Source organism: Thalassospira indica (assembly GCF_003403095.1).
Taxonomy (GTDB): domain Bacteria; phylum Pseudomonadota; class Alphaproteobacteria; order Rhodospirillales; family Thalassospiraceae; genus Thalassospira; species Thalassospira indica.
In genome coordinates this window covers 4674176-4695415 of record NZ_CP031555.1, presented here as the reverse complement: position 1 = coordinate 4695415, position 21240 = coordinate 4674176, and the positions used below count along the sequence as shown (strand labels likewise).

Sequence of the window (21240 nt, the reverse complement as noted above, 5' to 3'; positions counted from 1 at the left end):
ATTGATTTTCCTCTTGTCTTGGCATGACATACGCACAAAAAAAGACCGGCATCGAAAATCGAGCCGGTCTTGAGTTTGGCTTGCTTTGACCACATCGGGGGGGGGATGTGGTCGGGAGTTTCTCACCTGTCAGAACCCTCGGGACGCAGCGTGGGTAAGGGAGACTGGCTGCAGGATTCCGACTGACGGTGCGGGTGGCGCTTCGTCATGGTGAGATATCAGGCCGCGATGGCCTGATTGGTGAGCGCGTCAAGGAACTCAAGGCATTCCTCGATCTGCGAAATTTCAATAAACTCGTTGGGCTTGTGCGCCTGTCGGATGCTGCCCGGGCCGCAAATGATCGACGGGATGTTGCCCTGCTTTTCAAATACGCCGCCTTCGGAGCCATATGACACCTTGCCCGAAATTTCCGGGATGATGTTACTGACATAGGAAAAGGCTTCGGCATCGGTGCAATCACCCATGCCCGGATAGGAAAAGATCTTCTCGAAGCTAAACCCGGTGTCATCCGCCTTGGCCTTCATTTCGGCATCAAGCGTGTCCATGATCGTGGCTTGCAGACCGGCAATCACCGCTTCCGCGTCATGTTCGGGCAGATGGCGAATTTCAAAGGTGAATTCGCAATATTCCGGGGTGACGTTGGTCGCCGTCCCGCCGCTGATGGTGGTGGTCAGCATCGTGCTGTGCGGCACGGTGAAGTCTTCATCAAACGGGCCGTTTTCTTCAAATTCGCGGGCCTTCTCGGCGATCAGATTGATGGCACGGGATGCATATTCGATGGCATTGACGTGATTGGGTGCAAAGGAACTGTGTCCAGCCGTGCCCGTGACACCAACCCGCATGGAATATTTGCCCTTCTGGCCGTTAATCACCTTCATGTTGGTCGGCTCGCCAATCACCGCCAGACGCGGCGGCGTATCCATCGCGGCCAGATGATCCACCATCGATCCAACACCGATGCAGCCGACTTCCTCGTCATAGGACAGGCAAAGATGGAACGGGATTTCAAGGTCACGCTTGACCAGTTCCGGGATCATCGCCAGCGCACAGGCCGAAAAGCCCTTCATGTCGGCTGCACCACGACCATAAAGCTTGCCATCCCGCTCGGTCAGCTCAAACGCCGGGCTTTCCCACGTGGTTTCAAGCGCTGGCACCACATCGGTATGACCCGAAAGTGCGATGCCCGGCACCCCTTTGGGACCGATGGTCGCCAGAAGGTTGGCCTTCTGCCCGGTTTCGTCATGGATCAGGATCGACTCAATGCCATACTCGGCCAGATAGTCGCGGACGAAATGGATCAGACCAAGATTGGAGTTTTTGCTGGTCGTGTCGAACGCCACCAGTTTGCCAAGCAGATCAATGGCATTGTGGAGACGCGACATGTTTGGCTTGGACATTATTATCTTCTTTTTTGCTCGAATTAGGACGCAGATGCCGTATCGGCATTGCGGTTGCTGCGCCATTTCTTCCATTCGCGGCGAATGGTCAGAGTGACGAACAGAATGGTCAGGGCAAAGAAGCCCCAGGAAATCCATGACTGGAAGAAGACGCCAAGATCACCGCGCGAAATCGCAAGCGAGCGGCGCATATTGTCTTCAAACATCGGGCCAAGGATAAAGGCGATCAGGAAGGGGGCTGCCGGGATGTTCAGCAACATCATGACAAAGCCGACCACACCCATCACCAGAAGGACGGTGACATCAAACGGGCTCGCCCCGATCGAATAGATGCCATAGACGCACAGGATCAGAATGCAGGGCAAAAGCAGCGTCTGGGGAATGCGCGAAATCTTGGTAAAGGCACCGGCTGTCGCCTTGCCGGCAACAAACAGGAAGACCGAACTAAACAGGATGCCGATAAACAGCGCATAGACATCGCCCAGATTGTTCTGGAACAGAAGCGGGCCGGGGGTCAGGCCATGGATCATGAACGCACCCAGCATCACACCGGTAATCACATCACCGGGCACACCAAGGGCCAGAAGCGGGATCATGGTCGCACCGCACGCACCGTTATTGGCAGACTCGGACGCGGCAATGCCTTCAAGCTCGCCTTCGCCGAACTTGTCCCCGTTTTTCGAGGTCCGGCGCGCTTCGCTATAGGAAAAGAACGCCGCCGTCGACGGACCGATGCCGGGGATCGCGCCCAGGATCACGCCAATGATTGATCCGCGACAGATCGATTTGATCGATCCGCGAAACTCGGCAAGGGTAAGGCGGTTATCGCCCAGTTTCATCGCCGCCGCATTATCTTCCGGGCGGAACACAATCATCTTGATCAGTTCCGGCAGGGCAAACAGACCGATCAGAACCGGCACCATGCCAAGACCCGATTTCATGTCTTCGGAAAGCGCAAAGCGGAACGATCCGTACATGTCTTCGCCTACGGTCGCCAAAAGCAAGCCAAGGCAGGCCGAAATGATGCCCAGAACCAGCGACCGGCCCGAAATACTTGCCACAATGGTCAGCGAAAACGCCATCAGCATAAAGAATTCCGGCGGACCAACACGCAGCGCAAATGTCGCCAGCGGGATGGCGAGGAAAAACAGCGAAATGTTGGAAATGAAATCGCCGATGCAGCTTGAAATCAACGCCATGTTCAGCGCCTTGCCACCCTTGCCGGCCCGTGCGAGCGGATAGCCATCAAGCACCGTGCAGGCGGCCGATGCCGTGCCGGGCGTCTTGATCAGGATGGCCGAGATTGATCCGCCATAGGTTGAGCCTTTATACAGCGCAACCAGCAACAAAATGCTCGTCACCGGCGACAGATAGAACGTAAACGGAAGTGCCAGGGTGACGGCCATGGTCCCGGTCATGCCCGGGATCGCGCCAATGATTACACCGCCCCAGATTCCGGCAAACATCGCCAGAAAATTCGGTAACGTTGCCACCTCCTGAAAGGCGTAAAGCAATTCATTCCACATAACGATGAACTCTCAATCAGATCAGGGTGGTCAGGTGGGAAATGTTCGCCGACAACAGCTTGCCCTTGGGGAAGGGCGTATGCGTGACTTCGGTAAACAGCAGATACAAAAGAACCGGGAAAATGACCGCAAGGCCGATCATCCAGAACTTGCGTTCGAAATTGCCCGTCATGATGAACAGCACGCCAAGCAACAAAACCGTCGCCGGAACAAACCCGATCAGCGGCATGCCATATACAAAGGCGACAAACACGATCAGGATACCGGCAAAACGCATCAGATGGGTCTTGTTGCCAAGGATGCGGTTGCCAAATCCTTCGACCCGGTCACGGCTGGCTTCGCGCATTTTCGGGAAGGCCAGAACAAGCGCAAGAACCCCCATTACCAGTCCGATCACCGCGACCACGCGCGGCCACATATCCGGTGGCGGGGCAAAGCCCGGAATGAAAGACGGAACCTTCACATAGATCGGGATCAGAACGAACAGGATGACGGCAAAGAACACCGTTGCCACCAGTCCGGCATAGAAATCACGATTTTGGTTCATGGTTCCGTCTCGCATTAAGGTCTTTGACTAAAAACGCGGTTGCGTCTTACTGGATGTAGCCGAACTTCTTGGCCATACCGTTATAAAGCTCGAACTGGCTTTTGACGTAGGCAGCCGGATCTTCATCGCCGATGATCGAGGTCGAGCCACGCTTCTCGGCAAGGTCAAGCCACTGCTCGTCGGTCGCAACCTGACCAAGGATCTCGGTCCATTTGGCAACGACGTCTTCCGGAAGACCTTTGGGCGCATAAAGACCGCTCCAGCCGCCAACCTGACCGGCCTGGGCATAACCCAGTTCTTTCGCGGTCGGGACGTCGGGCAGGGATGCCATACGTTTCGGCGAATAGACCATCAGCGGGCGCATCTTACCGGCTTCGATGTGGGGCATAAGCGAACCAGCAGCAATGGCGAGGAAATCAACGTGACCGCCAAGCAGGGCAGCGGCCAAAGCAGAGCCGCCTTTATATGGCACGAGGGTGGATGCGGTCAGCGGGTCAAGACCAACGTCAGACAGCAATGCCTGAACTGTAAAGCCGTCAATCGCGGTGGGGCCGGATGCGGCATAGGTGGTGGCACCGTTGCTGTCTTTGATTTTGGCAATCAGCTCGTCGATGGTCTGGATGTCGGAATTGGCGTTAACAGCCAAAATCATCGGGGTTGCTTCAAGCATGCCAAGGAAGGTGTAGGCATCCCAGCCAACCGGGCTGTCGGTGTAAACAGCCGGATACAGCGCCATGCCGACACGCGACAGAAGCAGGGTATAGCCATCCGGGTCCGCTTCGGAAACGAAGCGCGCGCCATTCATGCCGCCATTGCCGGTCTTGTTGACGACAACAACCGGCTGGCCACCGGTATAGTTGCTTGCGGTTTCTGCCAGCGCACGGGCGGCCAGGTCAGATGCACCGCCGGCACCATAAGGTGCGACCAGCGTAATGGCTTTTTCAGGATAGGCGTCTGCCTGCGCGGTCGAAATCATGGATGTGGTTGCAAGGATTGCGGCTGCGATCCCGGCTGCTTTCTTAAGCTTGTGAAACATTTTCATGTCTCCCTGGGTGGTGGTGGCAGAATTGCCGAAGCTCAGACTGGTTTTCACTCTGTCTTTTGTTTTTGTGCCTTCTTGCATAGACAAACTATAACCGGTGACGCAAAAAATTAATTCCAGTATAACTAATTTACATACTGAACGGCGTTCTGCGGCCGAAATCCGGATTTGGGGAAGCACGATGAAACTGCGCGAACTCGAAAGCTTCAATGCCTTTATGACCCACGGTTCTGTGACGGGCGCGGCCCAGGCGATGAATATCAGCCAACCGATGGTCAGCCGACTGTTGAACAACTTTGAAAAATCTGTCGGGTTTGAACTGTTTACCCGCAAACGCAATCAGCTGATCGCGACGTCCGAGGCCCAGCAGTTTCATGCAACCGTGTTGCGATCACTCAATGCCTTTCGCGAAGTCGAAACCCAGGCGCGTGCGATTGCCAATGATCAGTTGGGTGCGATCCGTATCGCCGCCCAGCCGATCTATGTTGATACCTATCTGCTTGATGTTGTTGCGAAGTTCAAGCAGGCCCATCCCAAGGTTTCGATCAGTATTACCGATACGGGCCTCGAAGGGATGCTCGACATGATTGCCACCCGGCAATGTGACCTTGGCATTGGCATTACCCTTGATCTGCAAGACCCGGATGTGGTGATCACCCCACTGGCGCAATCGCGTGCCGTCTGTCTGATGCCGGTCGATCACAGGCTGGCGAAGTTTGAAACCATCGATATCGATTTGCTGCGCGGTGAAGACTTTGTCGAACTTTCCATTGGTTCGCCGCTTCGCACCAAGATCGACTACATTTTCCAGATTGCCGGCTGGCCGCGCAAAATCGCGGTCGAGGCCCGCACGATCCGCACGATCTCGCGCCTGGTTGAACGCAATGTCGGCATTTCGGTCAGTGACCCGTTCGCAGCCCTTCTGGTCGACACCAACAAGGTGGTCGCCCGCACGCTCACGCCCACCATCGAATGGGATGTGGCACTGTTTACCGCGTCTCGCGAACTGAGTGCGGTGGAAAAAAGATTTCTCGCATTCCTGCGCGCTGAATTGCCAAATCTGCGCGCCAGCGGCTGTATTGTATGAGGATTTGATTTGGCCCTATTTGGGGCGATACGCCGGAATCGGCCTATTATTCACTGAATTTGAATAATGGCTCTGATTATTCATTATTTCCGGTCAAACGCCAGCTTGGCTGCAAGGCCCAAAAAGATACAGCCGGTGGCGATCTGAAAGGCGCGCGCAATCTTTGCAGATCGCGACAGAACCTGGCCGATTTTGCCGGCAAAACTGCCGACCAGACAATTGATAATCGTCCCGCCGATATTCAAAATCAGCCCGAAAATCAGGAATTGGCCCAAAACCGACCCGCGCGACGCATCCACAAACTGCGGAATAAACGCCAGCACAAAAACAATGATCTTGGGATTCAATAGGTTAACGACAATCCCGTCGCGCCAGGCAGTAAAGGCGCCGGAACGCTTGGTTTGTACGGGTTTCAGGCGCTGATCGGTGCTTCGAAATGCGCCAATCGCCAGCCACACCAGATAGGCAATCCCCGCCCAGCGCAACACATCAAGCGCAATCGGATGCGCCGCGACAAGCGCCGCCAGACCAAGCCCGGCAAGCATGGTGTGGATCAGCGCACCAGTAGCAATCCCGAAGCTTGCCGCATTGCCCGCCGCCGGACCGGATTTGATTCCCTGTCCCAGACAAAACAGCATGTCATTGCCCGGCGTCATGTTCAGCGCCAGGGCAGTGGGAATGAAAATCGCCAGGGTTTCCAACGGGATCAGCATGTTTTACGTCCTTTGGGAGAAAATGTGAGGATTGCTCACACTTCAATATTTACGCGCTTCCAGCCCCGTAGCGATGCAGTGCTGCGCCATGTTTCTTAAGCCAGTGTTGCTGTTTTTTCGAGGGGCCATACAAATCATCGACCACGGCCCAGAAACGTGCAGAGTGATTAAGCTCCTGCAAATGCGCAACCTCGTGGGCGACGACGTAATCAAGCACATCTTCCGGGGCCAGCACCAGCCGCCAGCTGAAAGACAGATTGCCCGAGGATGAGCAACTGCCCCAGCGTGTGCGGGTGTCTTTGAGCGAGATGCGATTGACCTTTTTGCCGATCTGTTCGGCATAGGCGTGCGCCCGCGGGGCGATTTCAAGTTTGGCCTGTTTTTTAAGGAAATCCGTCACCCGGCGGTTGGTATGTTCGGGCTGGCCTGAGACCCAGATAACGCCGGCCTCGACCCAGACTCCGCGTTTGGCATCGGGCACGGCACGGATGGCGTGGTCATGGCCCATGAAGGGAATCCACGCACCGGGCATGAATTGCACCCGTTCGGGCAGGCGTTGCATGTGGGCCGCCACCCAATCGCCATGCTGATGGAGCATCGAAATCGCCATTTTGCGCGAGACCCCGTTGGGCACGACGATTTCCACCCCGTCGAATGCCGGATCAATGCGCAATTTGAGTCGCGTCGCGCGCGCACTTGGCCGCAATCGCACCGGCAGCGGGCCGATTTTGGGCATATCGATCTCGGTTTCTTCGGTATTCTTGAGCATTCGGCGCGGATTTTTCCAAAAGAGAGGCAAAAAGTGCGATCTTTTTGTGCCTTTTTCGGGCCAAGCCCATCTTGGGTCTTGCCCCCTAGTAGTGTTTTCCTATACTCCGCGCTCAAGGTCTAGGGGCGATTTGCGACATATGGGTTGCAGCCCCGACAGGACGCAGGCGTTAGGTGCCGCGCCCTGCATTACATCGGAAGAAGAAAGGCGTCACTCCCATGAGCGATCAGGTCAAAAAGGTCGTCCTTGCCTATTCAGGCGGTCTGGATACCTCCATCATCCTGAAATGGCTTCGCGAAGAATATAACTGCGAAGTCGTGACCTTCACCGCCGACCTCGGCCAGGGCGAAGAGCTGGAACCGGCCCGCAAAAAGGCAGAGATGTTCGGCGTCAAACAGATCTTCATCGACGATCTGCGCGAAGAATTCGTCCGCGACTTCGTCTTCCCGATGTTCCGCGCCAACGCCCTTTATGAAGGTGTTTACCTGCTCGGTACCTCGATCGCGCGTCCGCTGATTGCCAAGCGCCAGATCGAAATCGCCGAAGAAGTCGGTGCAGATGCCGTTTCGCACGGTGCCACCGGCAAAGGCAACGACCAGGTCCGTTTCGAGCTGGGTTATTATGCGCTTAAGCCGAACGTCAAGGTCATCGCACCGTGGCGTGAATGGAAGCTGAACTCGCGTACTGCTTTGCTGAACTTTGCCCGCGAACATCAGATTCCGATTTCAGCTGACAAGCTTGGTGGCGATGAGCCGCCCTATTCGACCGACGCGAACCTTCTGCACATTTCCTATGAAGGCAAGGCGCTGGAAGATCCGTGGGTCAAGCCGGACGAAAATATGTTCGAGCGCACCGTATCCCCGCAGAACGCCCCCGATGCGATCACCACGATCGAGATCGAGTTCGAACAGGGCAACCCGGTTGCGATCAACGGCGAACGCATGAGCCCGGCAACGCTTTTGACCAAACTGAACGAAGTTGCCGGCAAGAACGGCATCGGTCGTCTGGATCTGGTCGAAAACCGTTATGTCGGCATGAAGTCGCGCGGCGTTTACGAAACCCCGGGCGGTACCATTCTTTCGGTTGCACACCGTGCGATGGAAAGCATCACCCTTGATCGTAACGCCGGTCACCTCAAGGACGAGCTGATGCCGCGTTACGCCGAGATGATCTATAACGGTTACTGGTGGTCGCCGGAACGTCAGGCCCTGCAGCGCCTGATCGACGAGACCCAGCGTACCGTGAACGGCGTTGTCCGCCTTGACCTGTACAAAGGCAACGTCACCGTCACTGGCCGCAAGTCGCCGAACTCGATCTACTCCGAAGAGCATGTCACGTTCGAGGCCGACACCGTTTACAACCAGCGCGATGCAGAAGGCTTTATTAAGCTGAACGCACTTCGCCTGCGTCTTGGTTTTGATCGCGACGGCATGAAGTAAGTTTCCGCAAGCAATTGTGGAACGGCAAGCGAGGGGCATTTTTGCCCCTCGTTTTCGTTTGAAAGCCAAGCTATAAAGCAGCCCATGCAGCGCTATAAATGTACCGTCGAATATGATGGCCGCCCTTATCACGGCTGGCAGTACCAGGACGAAGTGATTTCGGTTCAGAAGGTCTTTGAGACCGCGATCGAAAAATTCGCCGGTGTATTCGTGCGCGTCTATGTGTCGGGCCGAACCGATGCCGGTGTGCATGCGCTGGGGCAGGTGGTGCATTTCGATCTGCCGAAATACTACCCGGCGGACGCGGTGATGAATGCGATCAACCATCACCTTAAACCTGATCCGGTGGCGATCAAGGAATGCGAGGAAGTCACGGAAGACTTCCATGCGCGGTTTTCGTCAAAGAAACGCTATTACATGTATCGCATCATCAATCGCCGCGCCCCCCTGACCTTTGAGGCGGGGCTGGCCTGGGGTGTTTATAAGCCGCTTGATATTGATGCGATGAATGAAGCGGCCCAGCACCTGATCGGGACGTTTGATTTCACGAGCTTCCGGGCCAGTGAATGTCAGGCCAAAAGTCCGATCAAGACGCTGGAAAAGCTTGAAGTCACGCGCGGGATCGAAAACCCGCTTGAAATCCGCGTCCATACCGAAAGCCGGTCGTTCCTGCATCATCAGGTGCGCAATATGGTTGGCACACTTGTTCTGGTCGGCAAGGGCGCCTGGAAGCCGATTGACGTTAAAACGGCCCTTGAGGCCAAGGATCGCAGTGCCGGCGGCCCGACCGCACCGGCCGACGGGCTTTATTTCGTCAAGGTCGATTACTGATACCCGATCAGATCGAGATCCGTTCAGCGTCTGAAAAAATTCAGCAGACGAATGTTCAGCCTGACCTTTGCGCATTTCATCCTTCCCGGACCGCCTTGTAGAAAAAACGGCGCACAGGCGAAAATTTTTCCGGTTTTCTGTCTGCCACTCCCCATATGACGCTTATTGATATGGTTGTTCATCTTATGGGTAGGTGTTCACCTATCGGTAACGAACTGTAATTACACTATTAATTAATCTTTAGTTAGCTGACTCGCGTTCAGGTTGCGAAAAGTCTGTACGATAGTATTGCTCTATACTAAAGTTTAATTTATAGGATTGTATATCTTATATCTCTGCTGAACCAGGCGACCAAGACCCGGGAAGAAGCTGAACCGCCGATCTAGTTGCTAGAGGGGCTCGTCGGTGACCAACGATGAAATGAGAGTGAGTATGTCGAAAAGTTTGATTTTCAAGGTGGCTCTCGCCGCCGTTGCGATCCTGATTGCGGGCATCGCGCTTCTGGGCTTGCTGATCATGCAGCGCATCGATGACAAGGTGGCAAGTGACAGTCTTGAATCGCAGAAACTGAACCTTCGCGTTGCTGCGACAATCTTCCAGGATAATCATCCCGAATTTTCCATGAAGATCAGCGAAGACGGTGAAACCACCGATCTCGTCATTCCCGAAATCCCGGATCTGTCGTCGCATGAGCTGATTGACTCGATCGGGGCTGCCACCGGTCAGACGGCAACCGTGTTCGCCTTCGTCCCGGTGGAGCAGGACTTCGTGCGTGTTTCGACCAACATTATCAAGCCGGACGGCCAGCGTGCGGTTGGCACCATGCTGGGCAAGGGCAGTGCGGCCTATCAGCCGATCATGTCGGGCAATACGTTCCGGGGTGAGGCGCTTATTCTTGGCACGCAATATGTAACGCAGTATTCGCCGATCAAATCGCCGACCGGTGATACACTTGGTATCCTGTATGTCGGCATCGAGAAGGCACAGGTTGCCGAAGTGGCGACAGAGATCGAACTGCGGATCGCGATTGTCGGTATTATCGTTGCCATCGCGTCGGCTGTGTTGCTGTTCCTGTTGCTGCGCTGGCAGCTTGGACCGCTGCGTGACCTTGGTCAGACGATTTCCCGATTTGTCGAACGCGACTTTTCCGAAGAAGTTTCGTTTACCGATCGCAAGGACGAGATTGGCGTGATTGCCAATGGTCTTGTGCGTTGGCGTGAAACGGCGGAAAAAATGGGTGAGGCCGAGGCCGCCCGGGTGGAAGCCGAAAAACGTGCCGAAAAGGAACGTTTGGAACAGCGCAACCGTCTGGCCCATGAACTTGAACAATCCATCGGTCAGATCGTTGCATCTGTACGCCAGTCGTCGACCGGCATGCAGAAATCGACCGAACTGATGCGTGAATCGGCCAATCACTCCCTGACCCAAAGTCAACGGGTGTCAGAGGCCGCCAATGATTCGGCACAAAGCGTTCAGACGGTTGCAGCCGCGACCGAAGAACTTTCAGCGTCGATCAGTGGCATCGGTGATCAGGTCCGTGAATCAACAGCGATTGCCGAAACCGCCGTTGGTGAAGCATCGCGTGCCAACGAAATGGTCGGCGGGCTGGCCGAAGCAGCCGAGCGCATCGGTGAAGTTGTCAGCCTGATTAACGACATTGCGGCCCAGACCAACCTTCTGGCGCTCAACGCGACAATCGAGGCCGCCCGTGCTGGTGAAGCAGGCAAGGGCTTTGCGGTTGTGGCGCAAGAGGTCAAAAACCTTGCCAACCAGACCGCGAAGGCAACTGACGAAATCGCCCAGCAGATCGGGGCGATTCAGGGCGAGACCAGGGTCACGGTCGAGGCAATTGAAAAGGTCACGCATACGATTTCATCGATCAGCGAAATCGCATCAGGCATTTCATCGGCAGTGAGCGAACAGAACGCCGCTGTCAATGAAATCGCCAACAGTGCGACCAGTGCATCGTCCGGATCAAGCGAGGTTGTCGCCAACATCAACGAAATTCACGAAGCCGCCGCCAGCAGTGGGGCAGCCGCCAGTGAACTTGATCAGAATGTTGGTGCGATGGCCAAGCAGATTGATAGCCTGCAAAAGACCGTGTCGAACTTCCTGTCGTAATTGCGCGCAGGATAGAGCGTTTCCGTTCAAAGCGGGTCTTTTACGATCAGACTGACAAGGGTGTGTCGTGGCATGCCCTTGTCAGGTTTTGCTTTTTTCTGATGTCTTTACGGTTGGTTACGCGTTGTCGGCGCCGGATTTGGCCTCTGCCGGTGCGAGTGCGTTGGTAACCTTGCCAAGTGCGTCGAGCAGGACGCGCTTTTCAAGACTGTTCAGCCCTGAAAGGGCCTGTTCATTCACAGCATTGACGATGGTCTGGATTTGCGGGGCCTTGGCCTTTGCCGACGGGCTCAGGTGGATGTGTGTGATGCGGCGATCTTCATTGTCTTTTTCGCGTTCAATCAACCCATCGCGTTCCATGCGATTAAGGGTTGCGGCCATGGTTGGTTGTTCGATTCCAACCTCCGCCGCGAGCTGCTTTTGCGCGCGTGTGGTGCCATTGGCCAGCGCAAAGAAAACCGGCAGATAGCCACTGCTTAGTCCCAGCGGTTTGAGTTTCTGATCAATCGCGCGTGCAAACAGGCGGGCCGCCCAGTTCGTCATATATCCGGCTGATTGGGTGCGTTTCAGGGGCATGAGAACTCCGGTTTCGGTCAATATACATAGCTTGCTATATAAAACATAGCATGCTATTTAATTACGTGTGGCGCCACATCGCAATCCTTGTTTCAGGAGAAATGACGATGTCCACGATTTCAAAACCGATCTTGCGTATTATCCACCGCGTTGCCGGTGGGGCGGCGTTTTGCCTGATCGCCAGCTTCTGGCTGGCGACAATCATGGTCGAGCTTTTCGGGGCAACCGATCAGATCGTGATGGTCAAAACTGCAATTGTCTGGAGCCTGTTGGCCCTTGTGCTGTGTCTTGCGGCCACCGGGGGATCGGGCTTTGCGTTGGCGCGGGGGCAAATCGCCGGGATGGTTGCCGTGAAATTGCGGCGCATGAAGCTGGTCGCGGCAAACGGACTCCTTGTTCTTGTGCCCTGTGCGATTGGGTTGGCCATGCTGGCCCGAAACGGACAGATGGATGATGTGTTTATCACCCTTCAGGTGCTGGAACTGTTCGCGGGCCTAATCAACCTTGTTCTGATTGGCCTGAACATCCGCGATGGTCTACGCATGCGTCGCCCAGTGAGACCGCGCGTGACTGTGTGACACGTAATGCGTCACACTTCATCTGCAGACCCTTCGCAGAATCTAGCCAAATATCCAGTGCCACAGGAACGGGATGGTTAATGCGGTGGCAAGGGTATTGAGCCCCATGGCAAGGCCCGAAAAGGCCCCGGCGGTTTCATTGACCTGAAAGGCGCGTGCCGTTCCGATGCCATGCGATGCCACCCCCATGGCGAAACCACGCGCACGCCAGTCCTTAAGACGGGCCATATTCATCACCATCGGGCCAAGGGTTGCGCCAACGATGCCGGTGGCAATTACGCAAACCGCGGTCAGGGCCGGAACGCCGCCAATGTTTTCGGCAATCCCCATGGCGACCGGGGTGGTGACCGATTTCGGGGCCAAGGATGCCAGTGTTTCAGGACTTGCGCCCAATGCCCAAGCCAGGATGACCGTGCTGGCACTGGCAACCAGCGAACCGAACAGAACACCAAAGGCGATGACGGGCAGTGCACGTTTCAGCGTTTCTGTCTGACGAAACAGGGGTACGGCAAGGGCGACGGTGGCCGGACCGAGCAGGAAGTGCACGAACTGCGCGCCCTCGAAATAGGTCGCGTAGGGCGTGCCGGTGACTTTGAGCAACAGGGCAATCAGGGCGATGGCAATCACCACCGGATTGCAGATCGGGTTGCGGTCGCTTTTCTGATACAGCCAGAAACCGATGGCATAGGCGACAAGGGTGATGGTCAGACCCGTCAGCGGTTTGGCCGACAGGTAAACCCAAAGCTGGGTGATATCGGTCTCGTTCATTGCCCGTCCTCCAGACTTTCGCCCGGTTTGGCCTTGGGCAGCAGTTTCGACATCAAAAGCGCGGTCAGTACCATCGCAAGCAGGGTTGAGATGATCAGGGCGGCCGCAATCGGCAGCCAGTCGCCCTTAAGGCGATCAATCTGGGTGACAACGCCCACCCCGGCCGGAACGAACAGCAAGGAGAAATGGATCAGCAGATTGTCGGCCGCATCAGTGAGTACCTTGGGCGGGTTGCGTTTGATCAGAAGGCCGACAAACAGCAGCACCAGACCGATCACCGGGCCGGGAACCGGCAGATCAAACAGTTCCGAGACCACTTCGCCAAACAGCTGGCAGACAAGGATCAGGGCAAAAGCAGCAATCATCAAAAACCTCCCCACAGGTGCATGCGTATTTTTCTGCGCAAGACATACTAGCTCTGGGGAAGTTCTACTTTCATTAATTACGAAAAACGCCCGTGCCTAGCAGGCACAGGCGTTTGAATAAGGTCTAAATAGTGGCTAATTGCAGCCAGTCGACCTTAAGCCGTAAAAGTCATGTTGTCTTCTGGCGAGATAAAATGACTCAATTTCAAATACTTACACATAAACCATAAGCAACTGAAAAGACTTGTTTTTATTTGAAAGTGTGCTATAACAATAGCTGTGGCAGCCATGCGCCAGATTAACCCAAAGCACTCGAGAGACTGCAGGCGCTTTGCGCAATTATGGGCTGGGGGGCTGCCACATTATTTCCACAAGTTTATCATCTGTGTCTGCTGAGCATCTAGATTGCATTCTTCATGGTTAGGGACGATTTTCACGCCATAGCTTAAGTAGTTGCCTCTTCTATTGTAAGTCACAGGCTTAAGAGTTTCCGCATATCGTCGTTCGCAGTTGCCATATCGGTCAGGTTCAAATCCCGAAGCGAAAGAAGACGCAATAATGTCTGCCAATTGCAGCCCAGCGTTTTTGCTATGGTCTAGTGCATCCACGGCATCAATATCTATGACAGGCCAGTGAATTTGTGTGTTCTGTTGTTTAAGCGTGCGTAAGTAATCTCTAAAAGAATCATAGGACATTCCCCCGCGCCGGGAGAATGTTATTGCAACTCTTCCATCCCCTTCTTTTACATGCCTCCGGTGTTCTCGGCATAGCCAAGATATACGCTCTATCAGATAACGCGTCATATAGAAGTAAAGTTGGTTTTTCTCTGTATAAACATTCTCAGGGATTGGTTCTTTGGCAGCTATGACATTTAATGCACGTAGCGGTTTATCTGCTAGTGTCTGAGCTGCCACTAACTTTTGCCCATGTCCGAGATTGGCAAAGTGAACTTCTCGGGACTTTCTTTCTGGCATTCGTGCTGTGATTTCGTCGCGCCATCCCACCGCATCCAAGCTATAAGCGCGCCTCATAACGCATGCAGATATTACGAGCCACTTAGATGAACCTCCTCGGTCTCCGGGTTGACGAAAGCGCTTGAACCCATCGTCACCAGACTCATCAATATAAGCTACGTAACTATGCGACATGATTACCCTTCATTTTATACACATACCAGTGAGTGTATTTATTAGAGAAAAAGCAATCAATGGTTCTTTGGGTAATCAGTTACAGAATTTCCAGCGCGTTTTCCGGCGGACGGCCGAGAACGGCCTTGTTGCCATTGACGACAATCGGGCGTTCAAGGGCGCGCGGATGGGCGCAAAGGGCCTCGATCAGTTCGTCCCCACGCAGATCGGCAATGCCTTCTTCTTTGGCTTCTTTTTTGCGCAGGATGTCTTCGGGTTTCATGCCGAGCATATCAAGGATGCCAGAGAGTTCCTGCGGGGTTGGCGGGGTGTCGAGATAGGCAATCACGTCGGGCGTGATGCCCTGTTCTTCGATCAGGGCCAGGGTCTGGCGCGATTTCGAGCAGCGCGGATTATGGTAGATGCGGACCATCATGGTTGGGTCTCCGTATCAAAATGGATTTGTTCATTGATAGCGGTCTTTGCGGATGCAATCAAATCCCGTCGATCATCGAGAGCAGGTCTTCGAGCTCTTCGATCTCGCTATTGATGATGCGGGTGGCGGTGTCATAGCCAAAGCCCTGACGGGCAAGGGCAGCCATATCCTTTTCGCGTTTTTCTTCGCGGATCTCAGACCGGCGCCACGGGCCAAGACGACGGCGACGGGCGTAGGCCGCGGCGGCGGCAATGTTGGGATCGGTGCCACGCACTTCCTCATAGGCGGCGTCATCGGCCTCTGCGCGAAGTTCGGTCAGGGCGGCATCGACCTGATCACTGGCAATGCCGCGCGATGACAGATCGGCGGCAATGACGCGAAGCGCCTTGCCGCGCCTGAGCAGGGATCGGGCCCGGCCCTTGGCATAGGCATCGTCATTGATAAAGCCGGCCTTTTCGCACGCCGACAAAACCGAATTCATCCATTGCACGGCCTCGTCCGGGTCGGTGCCGTGTTCGGCGACCGAGAGGCGGATTTTACCGCGCATCAGTGTTTCAAGCCGGGCGCGCGATGCGGCGAAACGTTCGAGATACCAGGTGGCATAATTCATCAGATAGTCGCGGGTGACCTTGCGCGGGCGTTTGGGTTCATGCGACCGGGTTTTCGACTTTTTGCCGGACTGGTTGGAAAAACGCGCATTGCCGGCGGGCTTTTTTTCGCGCGCAGAGTCGCTGGTTTCCGGGCTTTGGCGATGTTTGTCGTGCATGACTGACACTATGAATGAATTCACACCCTTGCAAGTATGCCCCCACTCTCCCTATTTTACGCGCAATTGTATGCATTTTTCCGAAGGAAATTCCATGAACGAGTCAGAGCAACGTGCTCTTGCCCCGCGTTATATGGGGGCTGTGAACTGGCTTGGACTTTGGACCCTTTATGCCAAAGAAGTCCGTCGGTTCCTGAATGTGCATTTGCAAACCATCGGTGCGCCGGTTGTCACCAGCCTGCTGTTTCTTGCTGTTTTCCTGCTGGCCCTCGGCCGTGCGGTTGAAATGGTCAATGGCATCCCGTTTGCCACCTTCCTTGCGCCGGGTCTGATCATGATGACCATGGTGCAAAACGCCTTTGCCAACTCCTCAAGCTCGATCACGATTGCCAAGGTACAGGGCAATATCGTCGATGTTTTGATGCCGCCGCTGTCGGCAGGCGAAATGGTTGCCGGTTTTGCCTTTGGCGCGGTAACGCGCGGCATGATCGTTGGTCTTGTCACCGCGATCTTCATGTCGTTCTTTGTGGATGTGCAAATCCACAATATCTGGGCGATCCTGTATTTCGGCATTTCGGCATCCCTGATGTTGTCGCTTCTGGGGATTGCCGGGGGTGTCTGGGCCGAGAAGTTTGACCATATCGCGGTTGTGACCAACTTTGTTGTCACCCCGTTATCGTTCCTGTCAGGCACGTTTTACAGTGCGGAAAGCCTGCCCGAAGCCGGGCAGGTTCTGGTGCATTTCAACCCGTTCTTCTATATGATTGACGGGTTCCGTTATGGCTTTACCGGGATTTCCGATGGCACGATCATGACCGGTGTGGTGGTTCTTGCGCTGGTCAATGCGGCCCTTTGGCTGCTGTGCTATCGCATGATCAAGACCGGTTACAAGCTTAAGGCTTAGTCCCCGATCCGATGCTCAAACCAAAAAGGACGGCATTCATATCAGGATGCCGTCCTTTTTTCATTTTAATGACCTTTTTGGAATCCGGAACCTACGTGCTTTTGCGGCGTTGACAGGGTCGGTGAATCTCTTGATACTCCTCGGCTTCCCAGCACTCTGCTGAACCCTGACCATTCGGTCAGGAATTTGATTTTTACCCGAAATAAGGAATAAAGAAGTGATTACTCCCGTCATGCCGACCTACGCGCGGGCCGATCTGGCCTTTGAGAAAGGTGAAGGACCTTATCTCTATGCGCAGGACGGCCGACGATTCCTTGATTTCGGGTCGGGCATTGCCGTCAATACGCTGGGGCATTCGCACCCGCATCTGGTTGAAAAACTGACCGACCAGGTTGGCAAGCTTTGGCATACCTCGAACCTGTATCAGATGCCGGGGCAGGAAAAGCTGGCCAAGCGGCTGATTGAGAACAGCTTTGCCGATACGGTGTTTTTCTGTAATTCGGGTGCCGAGGCCAATGAGGCGGGTATCAAGATGCTGCGTCGCTATCAGTATGTGTCAGGCAACCCGGAAAAGAACCGCATTCTGGTTGCGACCAATGCGTTTCATGGCAGAACGCTTGGCACCCTGACCGCGGGTTATAGCGAGAAATACCGGGAAGGTTTCGGGCCGATGCCCGATGGCTTTGACCGGGTGGCGTTTGGCAACCTCAATGAGTTGCGCAATGCAATCACGCCCAATACAGGCGGTATCATCCTTGAGCCGATTCAGGGTGAAGGCGGCATTTGCCGGGCCCCGGAAGGCTATCTTGAGGGTGTGCGCAAGGCGGCCGATGAATTCGGCATGTTGGTGATGTTTGACGAAGTCCAGACGGGCATTGGCCGGACAGGCAAGCTGTTTGCCTATCAATGGTCGGATATGGAGCCCGATATCATTTCCTCGGCCAAGGGGCTTGGCGGTGGCTTCCCGATTGGGGCACTGCTTGCCAATGAAAAGGCAGCGGCGGCCTTTACCCCGGGCATGCATGGCACGACCTTTGGCGGCAATCAGCTGGCGACAGCGGCGGCCAATGCGGTGCTTGATGAGGTTCTGAAACCCGGTTTCATGGACCACGTTTTGGAAATGAGCCGCCTGATCCGTGATGGCCTTGAGGTGATTGAACGCAAACATCCGGGCTTTATCGAAGAAATCCGTGGCATGGGCCTATTGTTGGGGATGAAAACCAAACCGGCCAATGTTGATGTTGTCGCCAAACTGCGTGAGTTCAATCTTTTGACCGTGCCGGCAGGTGACAATGTGGTGCGTATCATACCGCCGCTGAACATCACCAAAACCCATGTTGACGAAGCGCTGGTTGCCATTGATGCAGCCGCAGCTGCCCTTGGTAAATAAGGGCGCGTAAGGAAGATTTATGATGACTGATATTCGCCATTTCCTCGATCTCGACAAAATGTCGGCAAGCGAGCTTAAGGATATTATGGCCCTTGGCGACTCCGAGAAGGCCGGGCATGCACCGTTTGGTGCCAAGCCGCTTGCGGGCAAGACGCTTGCTTTGATTTTTGAAAAACCGTCGACCCGTACGCGCGTGTCGTTTGAAGTCGGCATGCGCCAGCTTGGCGGTGATGTTGTGACCCTTGATGCGGACAGCAGCCAGCTTGGCCGCGGGGAAACCATTGCCGATACGGCGCGCGTTCTGTCGCGCTTTGTCGATGCGATCATGATCCGAACGACTGATGAGTCGAAGCTGCTTGAGCTTGCGGAATATGCCACCGTGCCGGTGATCAATGGGCTTACCGATCAAAGTCACCCGTGCCAGATCATGGCCGATCTGATGACAATCAAGGAACACAAGGGCAAGCTTGAAGGTCTTAAGGTTGCGTGGGTCGGTGATGGCAACAATGTCTCGACCTCGTTCATTCATGCATCGCCGAAATTCGGTTTTGCGCTTGATATGGCCTGCCCGGTTGGCTATCGCCCCAATCAGGGCCTGATTGAAACCGCCAATGCCGAAGGCGGCAAAGTGCGCCTGACCGATATGGACAGCGCGCTTTCCGGTGCCGATGTGGTGGTGACTGATTGCTGGGTCTCGATGGGGGATGAAGATTATGATGCCCGCATGGCCGCCCTTTCGCCCTATCAGATCAATGAAAAAACCATGGCACAGGCCAAGGATGATGCGATCTTCATGCATTGCCTGCCAGCCCACCGTAACGAGGAAGTCACCGACGGTGTGATTGACGGGCCGCAGTCGGTTGTGTTTGACGAGGCGGAAAACCGCCTGCATGCGCAAAAGGGTGTGTTGCTTTATTGCCTGAATGGCTTGCCGTCATAAGGCTTGCGATGCGGGTTATGGCTCCTAAATAAGCCATATCGAATTTGAAGGGCGGCTTTGGCCGCCCTTTGCTATGCTGTCAGGTGTTTGCGTCAAGTGCCTCGACAATGCGGGGTCTGTATTGTTATACGGCCTCAAACACACCGGGTTCCGACCCAAAAACGCCGGAAAACGAACATGCAGATTGCTGTCGATTTTTGCCAGCCCTTCACGCTGGATCATTCCAATATCCGTGGCCGCTTCACGCGCCTGGGCCCGACGGTGCAGACCATCATCGGGCAGCACACCTATCCTGCGCTTGCCAACCATCTGCTTTCCGAGATCATCGGCCTTGCCGTGCTGCTGTCATCGTCGCTGAAATATGAGGGCCTGTTTACGCTTCAGACCAGCTCCGACGGGCCGATCAGCATGCTGGTGGTTGATGTCGATAGTGATGGCAATGTGCGCGCCTGCCTTCGGGTCGATGAAGAACGCCTGAACGCCATGATCGCCGAGCAAGAAGGCGGCGAGGATGCCCTGCGTGGTCAGGTCCTGAAACTGATGGGGCGGGGGCATATTGCCTTCACGGTCGATCAGGGTAACGAGCATGAGCGCTATCAGGGGATTGTCTCGCTTGAAGGCGAGACGCTTGCGCAATGTGCGGAAGCCTATTTCCGCCAGTCCGAGCAGCTTGAAACATCGTTCAAACTCGAAGTCCATCGTGGTGAAACCGCCGATGACTGGTGGGTTGGGGGCTTGTTCCTGCAAAAAATGCCGGTCAGCGCATCAGGCGATGCCAGCACCCCGGAAGAGGCCGAAAAGGTATCTGAAGACTGGAACAGATCAACCATCCTGATGGCCAGTGCGACCGAGAACGAGCTGGTTGATATCTCGCTTTCGGCGCATGATCTGATCTGGCGTCTGTTCCATGACGAGGAACCGCGCGTGTTTGAACAGACACCATTGCAGTTCAAGTGCCGTTGTTCGCGCGAGAAGATCGAAGGCGCGCTTGTGACCTATCCGCTTGAAGAATTGCTGTCGATGCGCGAAGCCGATACCGGCGAGGTCGGCGTATCGTGCCAGTTCTGTAATACGCGATATGGCTTTAACGAAGCCGATCTGCGCACGCTTAAGGCCGATGCACCCGAAGACGGTGCACCGAAAATCTGATCGCGGCATGACGCGTTGCTGCGACCCGTATCGTCACAGCCTTGCCTTAATCCTAAAGCAACGTCACGATGGAACTTAAACGCCATCGTGACGTTTTTTGTTTTGAGCAGATATTTCAAAGGAGATCGAAGACATGACGGTTATGTCCATCAAGGGCCTGCGCGCCGTTGTTGCCGGGGCGGCACTTGCGCTGATGGCGGCTTGCACAAGCGGCCCGGTTGCGACCTATCCCGATGTGACATGGCGCCATCTTGATCCGATTGTCTTTGCCGCCGGTCCGATTGAAAAGGTTGCGGCCTGGTCAGACAACGAGGACGGATCGATCCAGTCGTCCCTGCCGTTCAATCTGGGCCGCATGGCGATGAACTGGCCCGATGACCGCATCCAGACCGCTGGCACCAATGACATGCTGCGTTATAGCGTGACCGAGGCATCCATCACCTCGAACGCGCTTAAAACCACCAAGGGCATCAAGGGTGTCTTTACCGACGATCAGTCCGACAAGATCGACCTTAAGGTCGCGGCCAAGCTTGAGCTGCTGGACCCCAATGGCATGCAGAAGGGTGAGGTAACGGCGATGGCGGAACGGTCACGTACGCTTTCGGAATCGATGTCCGTGGCCGAACGCGAACAGGCGGTCTATGACGCCACCACTGCCCTTTTGATGGATCTTGATCGCGAAATGGAACGCCAGATCAATAACAATCTGGGTCGTTTCCTGTTGCGGTAATCGAAGTCCCGATTGCGATCTAAACAAAATCCAAAGACC

Annotated in this window: 22 protein-coding genes; 10 read left to right on the top strand and 12 right to left on the bottom strand. The window is 55.0% G+C overall.

Annotated features, from left to right (window positions below):
• Window positions 1-218 precede the first annotated feature (218 nt).
• The 4 genes from argE to DY252_RS21930 are packed head-to-tail and all read right to left on the bottom strand — an operon-like array spanning window position 219 to window position 4506.
• Window positions 219-1397 (bottom strand): acetylornithine deacetylase, encoded by a 1179-nt coding sequence (gene argE, locus DY252_RS21945; RefSeq protein ID WP_064788115.1) that lies wholly within the window; start codon window positions 1395-1397, stop codon window positions 219-221.
• Window positions 1398-1420: 23 nt separating this feature from the next.
• Complete coding sequence (locus tag DY252_RS21940; RefSeq protein ID WP_064788116.1) at window positions 1421-2923, bottom strand: tripartite tricarboxylate transporter permease; 1503 nt, start codon at window positions 2921-2923, stop codon at window positions 1421-1423.
• Window positions 2924-2939: 16 nt separating this feature from the next.
• A complete protein-coding gene (locus DY252_RS21935) occupies window positions 2940-3470 on the bottom strand; it encodes a tripartite tricarboxylate transporter TctB family protein (RefSeq protein ID WP_064788117.1) in 531 nt (176 codons plus the stop codon).
• Between the two features lie 46 nt (window positions 3471-3516).
• A complete protein-coding gene (locus tag DY252_RS21930) occupies window positions 3517-4506 on the bottom strand; it encodes a Bug family tripartite tricarboxylate transporter substrate binding protein (RefSeq protein ID WP_008889011.1) in 990 nt (329 codons plus the stop codon).
• 187 nt (window positions 4507-4693) lie between these two features.
• On the opposite strand from DY252_RS21930, the gene DY252_RS21925 reads away from it, so the two are divergent.
• A complete protein-coding gene (locus tag DY252_RS21925) occupies window positions 4694-5599 on the top strand; it encodes a LysR family transcriptional regulator (RefSeq protein ID WP_063085894.1) in 906 nt (301 codons plus the stop codon).
• A gap of 83 nt (window positions 5600-5682) precedes the next feature.
• Here the strand turns inward: DY252_RS21925 and DY252_RS21920 are convergent, their stop codons facing one another.
• A complete protein-coding gene (locus DY252_RS21920) occupies window positions 5683-6312 on the bottom strand; it encodes a LysE family translocator (protein WP_064788118.1) in 630 nt (209 codons plus the stop codon).
• Between the two features lie 49 nt (window positions 6313-6361).
• Window positions 6362-7081, bottom strand: coding sequence for a M48 family metallopeptidase (locus DY252_RS21915; protein WP_008889014.1), 720 nt, complete (start codon window positions 7079-7081; stop codon window positions 6362-6364).
• 218 nt (window positions 7082-7299) lie between these two features.
• Between DY252_RS21915 and DY252_RS21910 the strand changes: the two genes are divergently transcribed.
• The 3 genes from DY252_RS21910 (at window position 7300) to DY252_RS21900 (ending at window position 11472) form a co-directional block, all read left to right on the top strand.
• Window positions 7300-8520, top strand: a complete 1221-nt coding sequence (locus DY252_RS21910) for an argininosuccinate synthase (RefSeq protein WP_064788119.1) — start codon at window positions 7300-7302, stop codon at window positions 8518-8520.
• Window positions 8521-8604: 84 nt separating this feature from the next.
• A complete protein-coding gene (truA, locus tag DY252_RS21905; protein WP_064788120.1) occupies window positions 8605-9351 on the top strand; it encodes a tRNA pseudouridine(38-40) synthase TruA in 747 nt (248 codons plus the stop codon).
• 432 nt (window positions 9352-9783) lie between these two features.
• A complete protein-coding gene (locus DY252_RS21900; RefSeq protein ID WP_064788121.1) occupies window positions 9784-11472 on the top strand; it encodes a methyl-accepting chemotaxis protein in 1689 nt (562 codons plus the stop codon).
• Window positions 11473-11589: 117 nt separating this feature from the next.
• Here the strand turns inward: DY252_RS21900 and DY252_RS21895 are convergent, their stop codons facing one another.
• Window positions 11590-12048 carry a MarR family winged helix-turn-helix transcriptional regulator gene (locus DY252_RS21895; protein ID WP_064788122.1) on the bottom strand — a complete coding sequence of 153 codons (459 nt, stop codon included), beginning with the start codon at window positions 12046-12048 and terminating at the stop codon, window positions 11590-11592.
• A gap of 107 nt (window positions 12049-12155) precedes the next feature.
• Here DY252_RS21895 and DY252_RS21890 point away from each other — a divergent pair, with 107 nt between their 5' ends.
• Entirely contained in the window at window positions 12156-12626 is a 471-nt protein-coding gene (locus DY252_RS21890; RefSeq protein WP_231959661.1) for a hypothetical protein, read from the top strand.
• A 42-nt stretch (window positions 12627-12668) separates the two neighbouring features.
• On the opposite strand, the gene DY252_RS21885 is transcribed toward DY252_RS21890, so the two are convergent.
• The 5 genes from DY252_RS21885 to DY252_RS21865 form a co-directional block, all read right to left on the bottom strand.
• Window positions 12669-13394, bottom strand: a complete 726-nt coding sequence (locus DY252_RS21885) for an LrgB family protein (RefSeq protein WP_063085879.1) — start codon at window positions 13392-13394, stop codon at window positions 12669-12671.
• Window positions 13391-13759, bottom strand: coding sequence for a CidA/LrgA family protein (locus DY252_RS21880; protein ID WP_063085876.1), 369 nt, complete (start codon window positions 13757-13759; stop codon window positions 13391-13393). Before DY252_RS21880 ends, DY252_RS21885 begins: the two co-directional genes overlap by 4 nt.
• Before the next feature lie 362 nt (window positions 13760-14121).
• Window positions 14122-14907 carry a DUF3800 domain-containing protein gene (locus DY252_RS21875; RefSeq protein WP_064788123.1) on the bottom strand — a complete coding sequence of 262 codons (786 nt, stop codon included), beginning with the start codon at window positions 14905-14907 and terminating at the stop codon, window positions 14122-14124.
• Window positions 14908-14986: 79 nt separating this feature from the next.
• The gene (gene arsC / locus DY252_RS21870; protein ID WP_064788124.1) at window positions 14987-15322 is read right to left on the bottom strand and encodes an arsenate reductase (glutaredoxin); all 336 of its coding nucleotides are present in this window, start codon (window positions 15320-15322) and stop codon (window positions 14987-14989) included.
• Between the two features lie 58 nt (window positions 15323-15380).
• Window positions 15381-16088, bottom strand: a complete 708-nt coding sequence (locus DY252_RS21865) for a regulatory protein RecX (RefSeq protein ID WP_064788125.1) — start codon at window positions 16086-16088, stop codon at window positions 15381-15383.
• A gap of 94 nt (window positions 16089-16182) precedes the next feature.
• Here DY252_RS21865 and DY252_RS21860 point away from each other — a divergent pair, with 94 nt between their 5' ends.
• The 5 genes from DY252_RS21860 (at window position 16183) to DY252_RS21840 (ending at window position 21201) form a co-directional block, all read left to right on the top strand.
• Window positions 16183-16992, top strand: a complete 810-nt coding sequence (locus tag DY252_RS21860; RefSeq protein WP_064788126.1) for an ABC transporter permease — start codon at window positions 16183-16185, stop codon at window positions 16990-16992.
• 232 nt (window positions 16993-17224) lie between these two features.
• Window positions 17225-18382: an aspartate aminotransferase family protein gene (locus tag DY252_RS21855; RefSeq protein ID WP_064788127.1), complete on the top strand. Its 1158-nt coding sequence runs from the start codon at window positions 17225-17227 to the stop codon at window positions 18380-18382.
• A 22-nt stretch (window positions 18383-18404) separates the two neighbouring features.
• The gene (gene argF / locus DY252_RS21850) at window positions 18405-19322 is read left to right on the top strand and encodes an ornithine carbamoyltransferase (RefSeq protein ID WP_064788335.1); all 918 of its coding nucleotides are present in this window, start codon (window positions 18405-18407) and stop codon (window positions 19320-19322) included.
• Between the two features lie 177 nt (window positions 19323-19499).
• Complete coding sequence (hslO, locus tag DY252_RS21845; RefSeq protein WP_064788128.1) at window positions 19500-20471, top strand: Hsp33 family molecular chaperone HslO; 972 nt, start codon at window positions 19500-19502, stop codon at window positions 20469-20471.
• Between the two features lie 133 nt (window positions 20472-20604).
• Window positions 20605-21201, top strand: coding sequence for a hypothetical protein (locus tag DY252_RS21840; RefSeq protein ID WP_064788129.1), 597 nt, complete (start codon window positions 20605-20607; stop codon window positions 21199-21201).
• Window positions 21202-21240: the final 39 nt, after the last annotated feature.

Coding starts and splice junctions, on each gene's coding strand:
- argE (WP_064788115.1), bottom strand. CDS start 1,397: ATGTCCAAGCCAAACATGTCGCGTCTCCACAATGCCATTGATCTGCTT.
- DY252_RS21940 (WP_064788116.1), bottom strand. CDS start 2,923: ATGTGGAATGAATTGCTTTACGCCTTTCAGGAGGTGGCAACGTTACCG.
- DY252_RS21935 (WP_064788117.1), bottom strand. CDS start 3,470: ATGAACCAAAATCGTGATTTCTATGCCGGACTGGTGGCAACGGTGTTC.
- DY252_RS21930 (WP_008889011.1), bottom strand. CDS start 4,506: ATGTTTCACAAGCTTAAGAAAGCAGCCGGGATCGCAGCCGCAATCCTT.
- DY252_RS21925 (WP_063085894.1), top strand. CDS start 4,694: ATGAAACTGCGCGAACTCGAAAGCTTCAATGCCTTTATGACCCACGGT.
- DY252_RS21920 (WP_064788118.1), bottom strand. CDS start 6,312: ATGCTGATCCCGTTGGAAACCCTGGCGATTTTCATTCCCACTGCCCTG.
- DY252_RS21915 (WP_008889014.1), bottom strand. CDS start 7,081: ATGCTCAAGAATACCGAAGAAACCGAGATCGATATGCCCAAAATCGGC.
- DY252_RS21910 (WP_064788119.1), top strand. CDS start 7,300: ATGAGCGATCAGGTCAAAAAGGTCGTCCTTGCCTATTCAGGCGGTCTG.
- truA (WP_064788120.1), top strand. CDS start 8,605: ATGCAGCGCTATAAATGTACCGTCGAATATGATGGCCGCCCTTATCAC.
- DY252_RS21900 (WP_064788121.1), top strand. CDS start 9,784: ATGTCGAAAAGTTTGATTTTCAAGGTGGCTCTCGCCGCCGTTGCGATC.
- DY252_RS21895 (WP_064788122.1), bottom strand. CDS start 12,048: ATGCCCCTGAAACGCACCCAATCAGCCGGATATATGACGAACTGGGCG.
- DY252_RS21890 (WP_231959661.1), top strand. CDS start 12,156: ATGTCCACGATTTCAAAACCGATCTTGCGTATTATCCACCGCGTTGCC.
- DY252_RS21885 (WP_063085879.1), bottom strand. CDS start 13,394: ATGAACGAGACCGATATCACCCAGCTTTGGGTTTACCTGTCGGCCAAA.
- DY252_RS21880 (WP_063085876.1), bottom strand. CDS start 13,759: ATGATTGCTGCTTTTGCCCTGATCCTTGTCTGCCAGCTGTTTGGCGAA.
- DY252_RS21875 (WP_064788123.1), bottom strand. CDS start 14,907: ATGTCGCATAGTTACGTAGCTTATATTGATGAGTCTGGTGACGATGGG.
- arsC (WP_064788124.1), bottom strand. CDS start 15,322: ATGATGGTCCGCATCTACCATAATCCGCGCTGCTCGAAATCGCGCCAG.
- DY252_RS21865 (WP_064788125.1), bottom strand. CDS start 16,088: ATGCACGACAAACATCGCCAAAGCCCGGAAACCAGCGACTCTGCGCGC.
- DY252_RS21860 (WP_064788126.1), top strand. CDS start 16,183: ATGAACGAGTCAGAGCAACGTGCTCTTGCCCCGCGTTATATGGGGGCT.
- DY252_RS21855 (WP_064788127.1), top strand. CDS start 17,225: ATGCCGACCTACGCGCGGGCCGATCTGGCCTTTGAGAAAGGTGAAGGA.
- argF (WP_064788335.1), top strand. CDS start 18,405: ATGACTGATATTCGCCATTTCCTCGATCTCGACAAAATGTCGGCAAGC.
- hslO (WP_064788128.1), top strand. CDS start 19,500: ATGCAGATTGCTGTCGATTTTTGCCAGCCCTTCACGCTGGATCATTCC.
- DY252_RS21840 (WP_064788129.1), top strand. CDS start 20,605: ATGACGGTTATGTCCATCAAGGGCCTGCGCGCCGTTGTTGCCGGGGCG.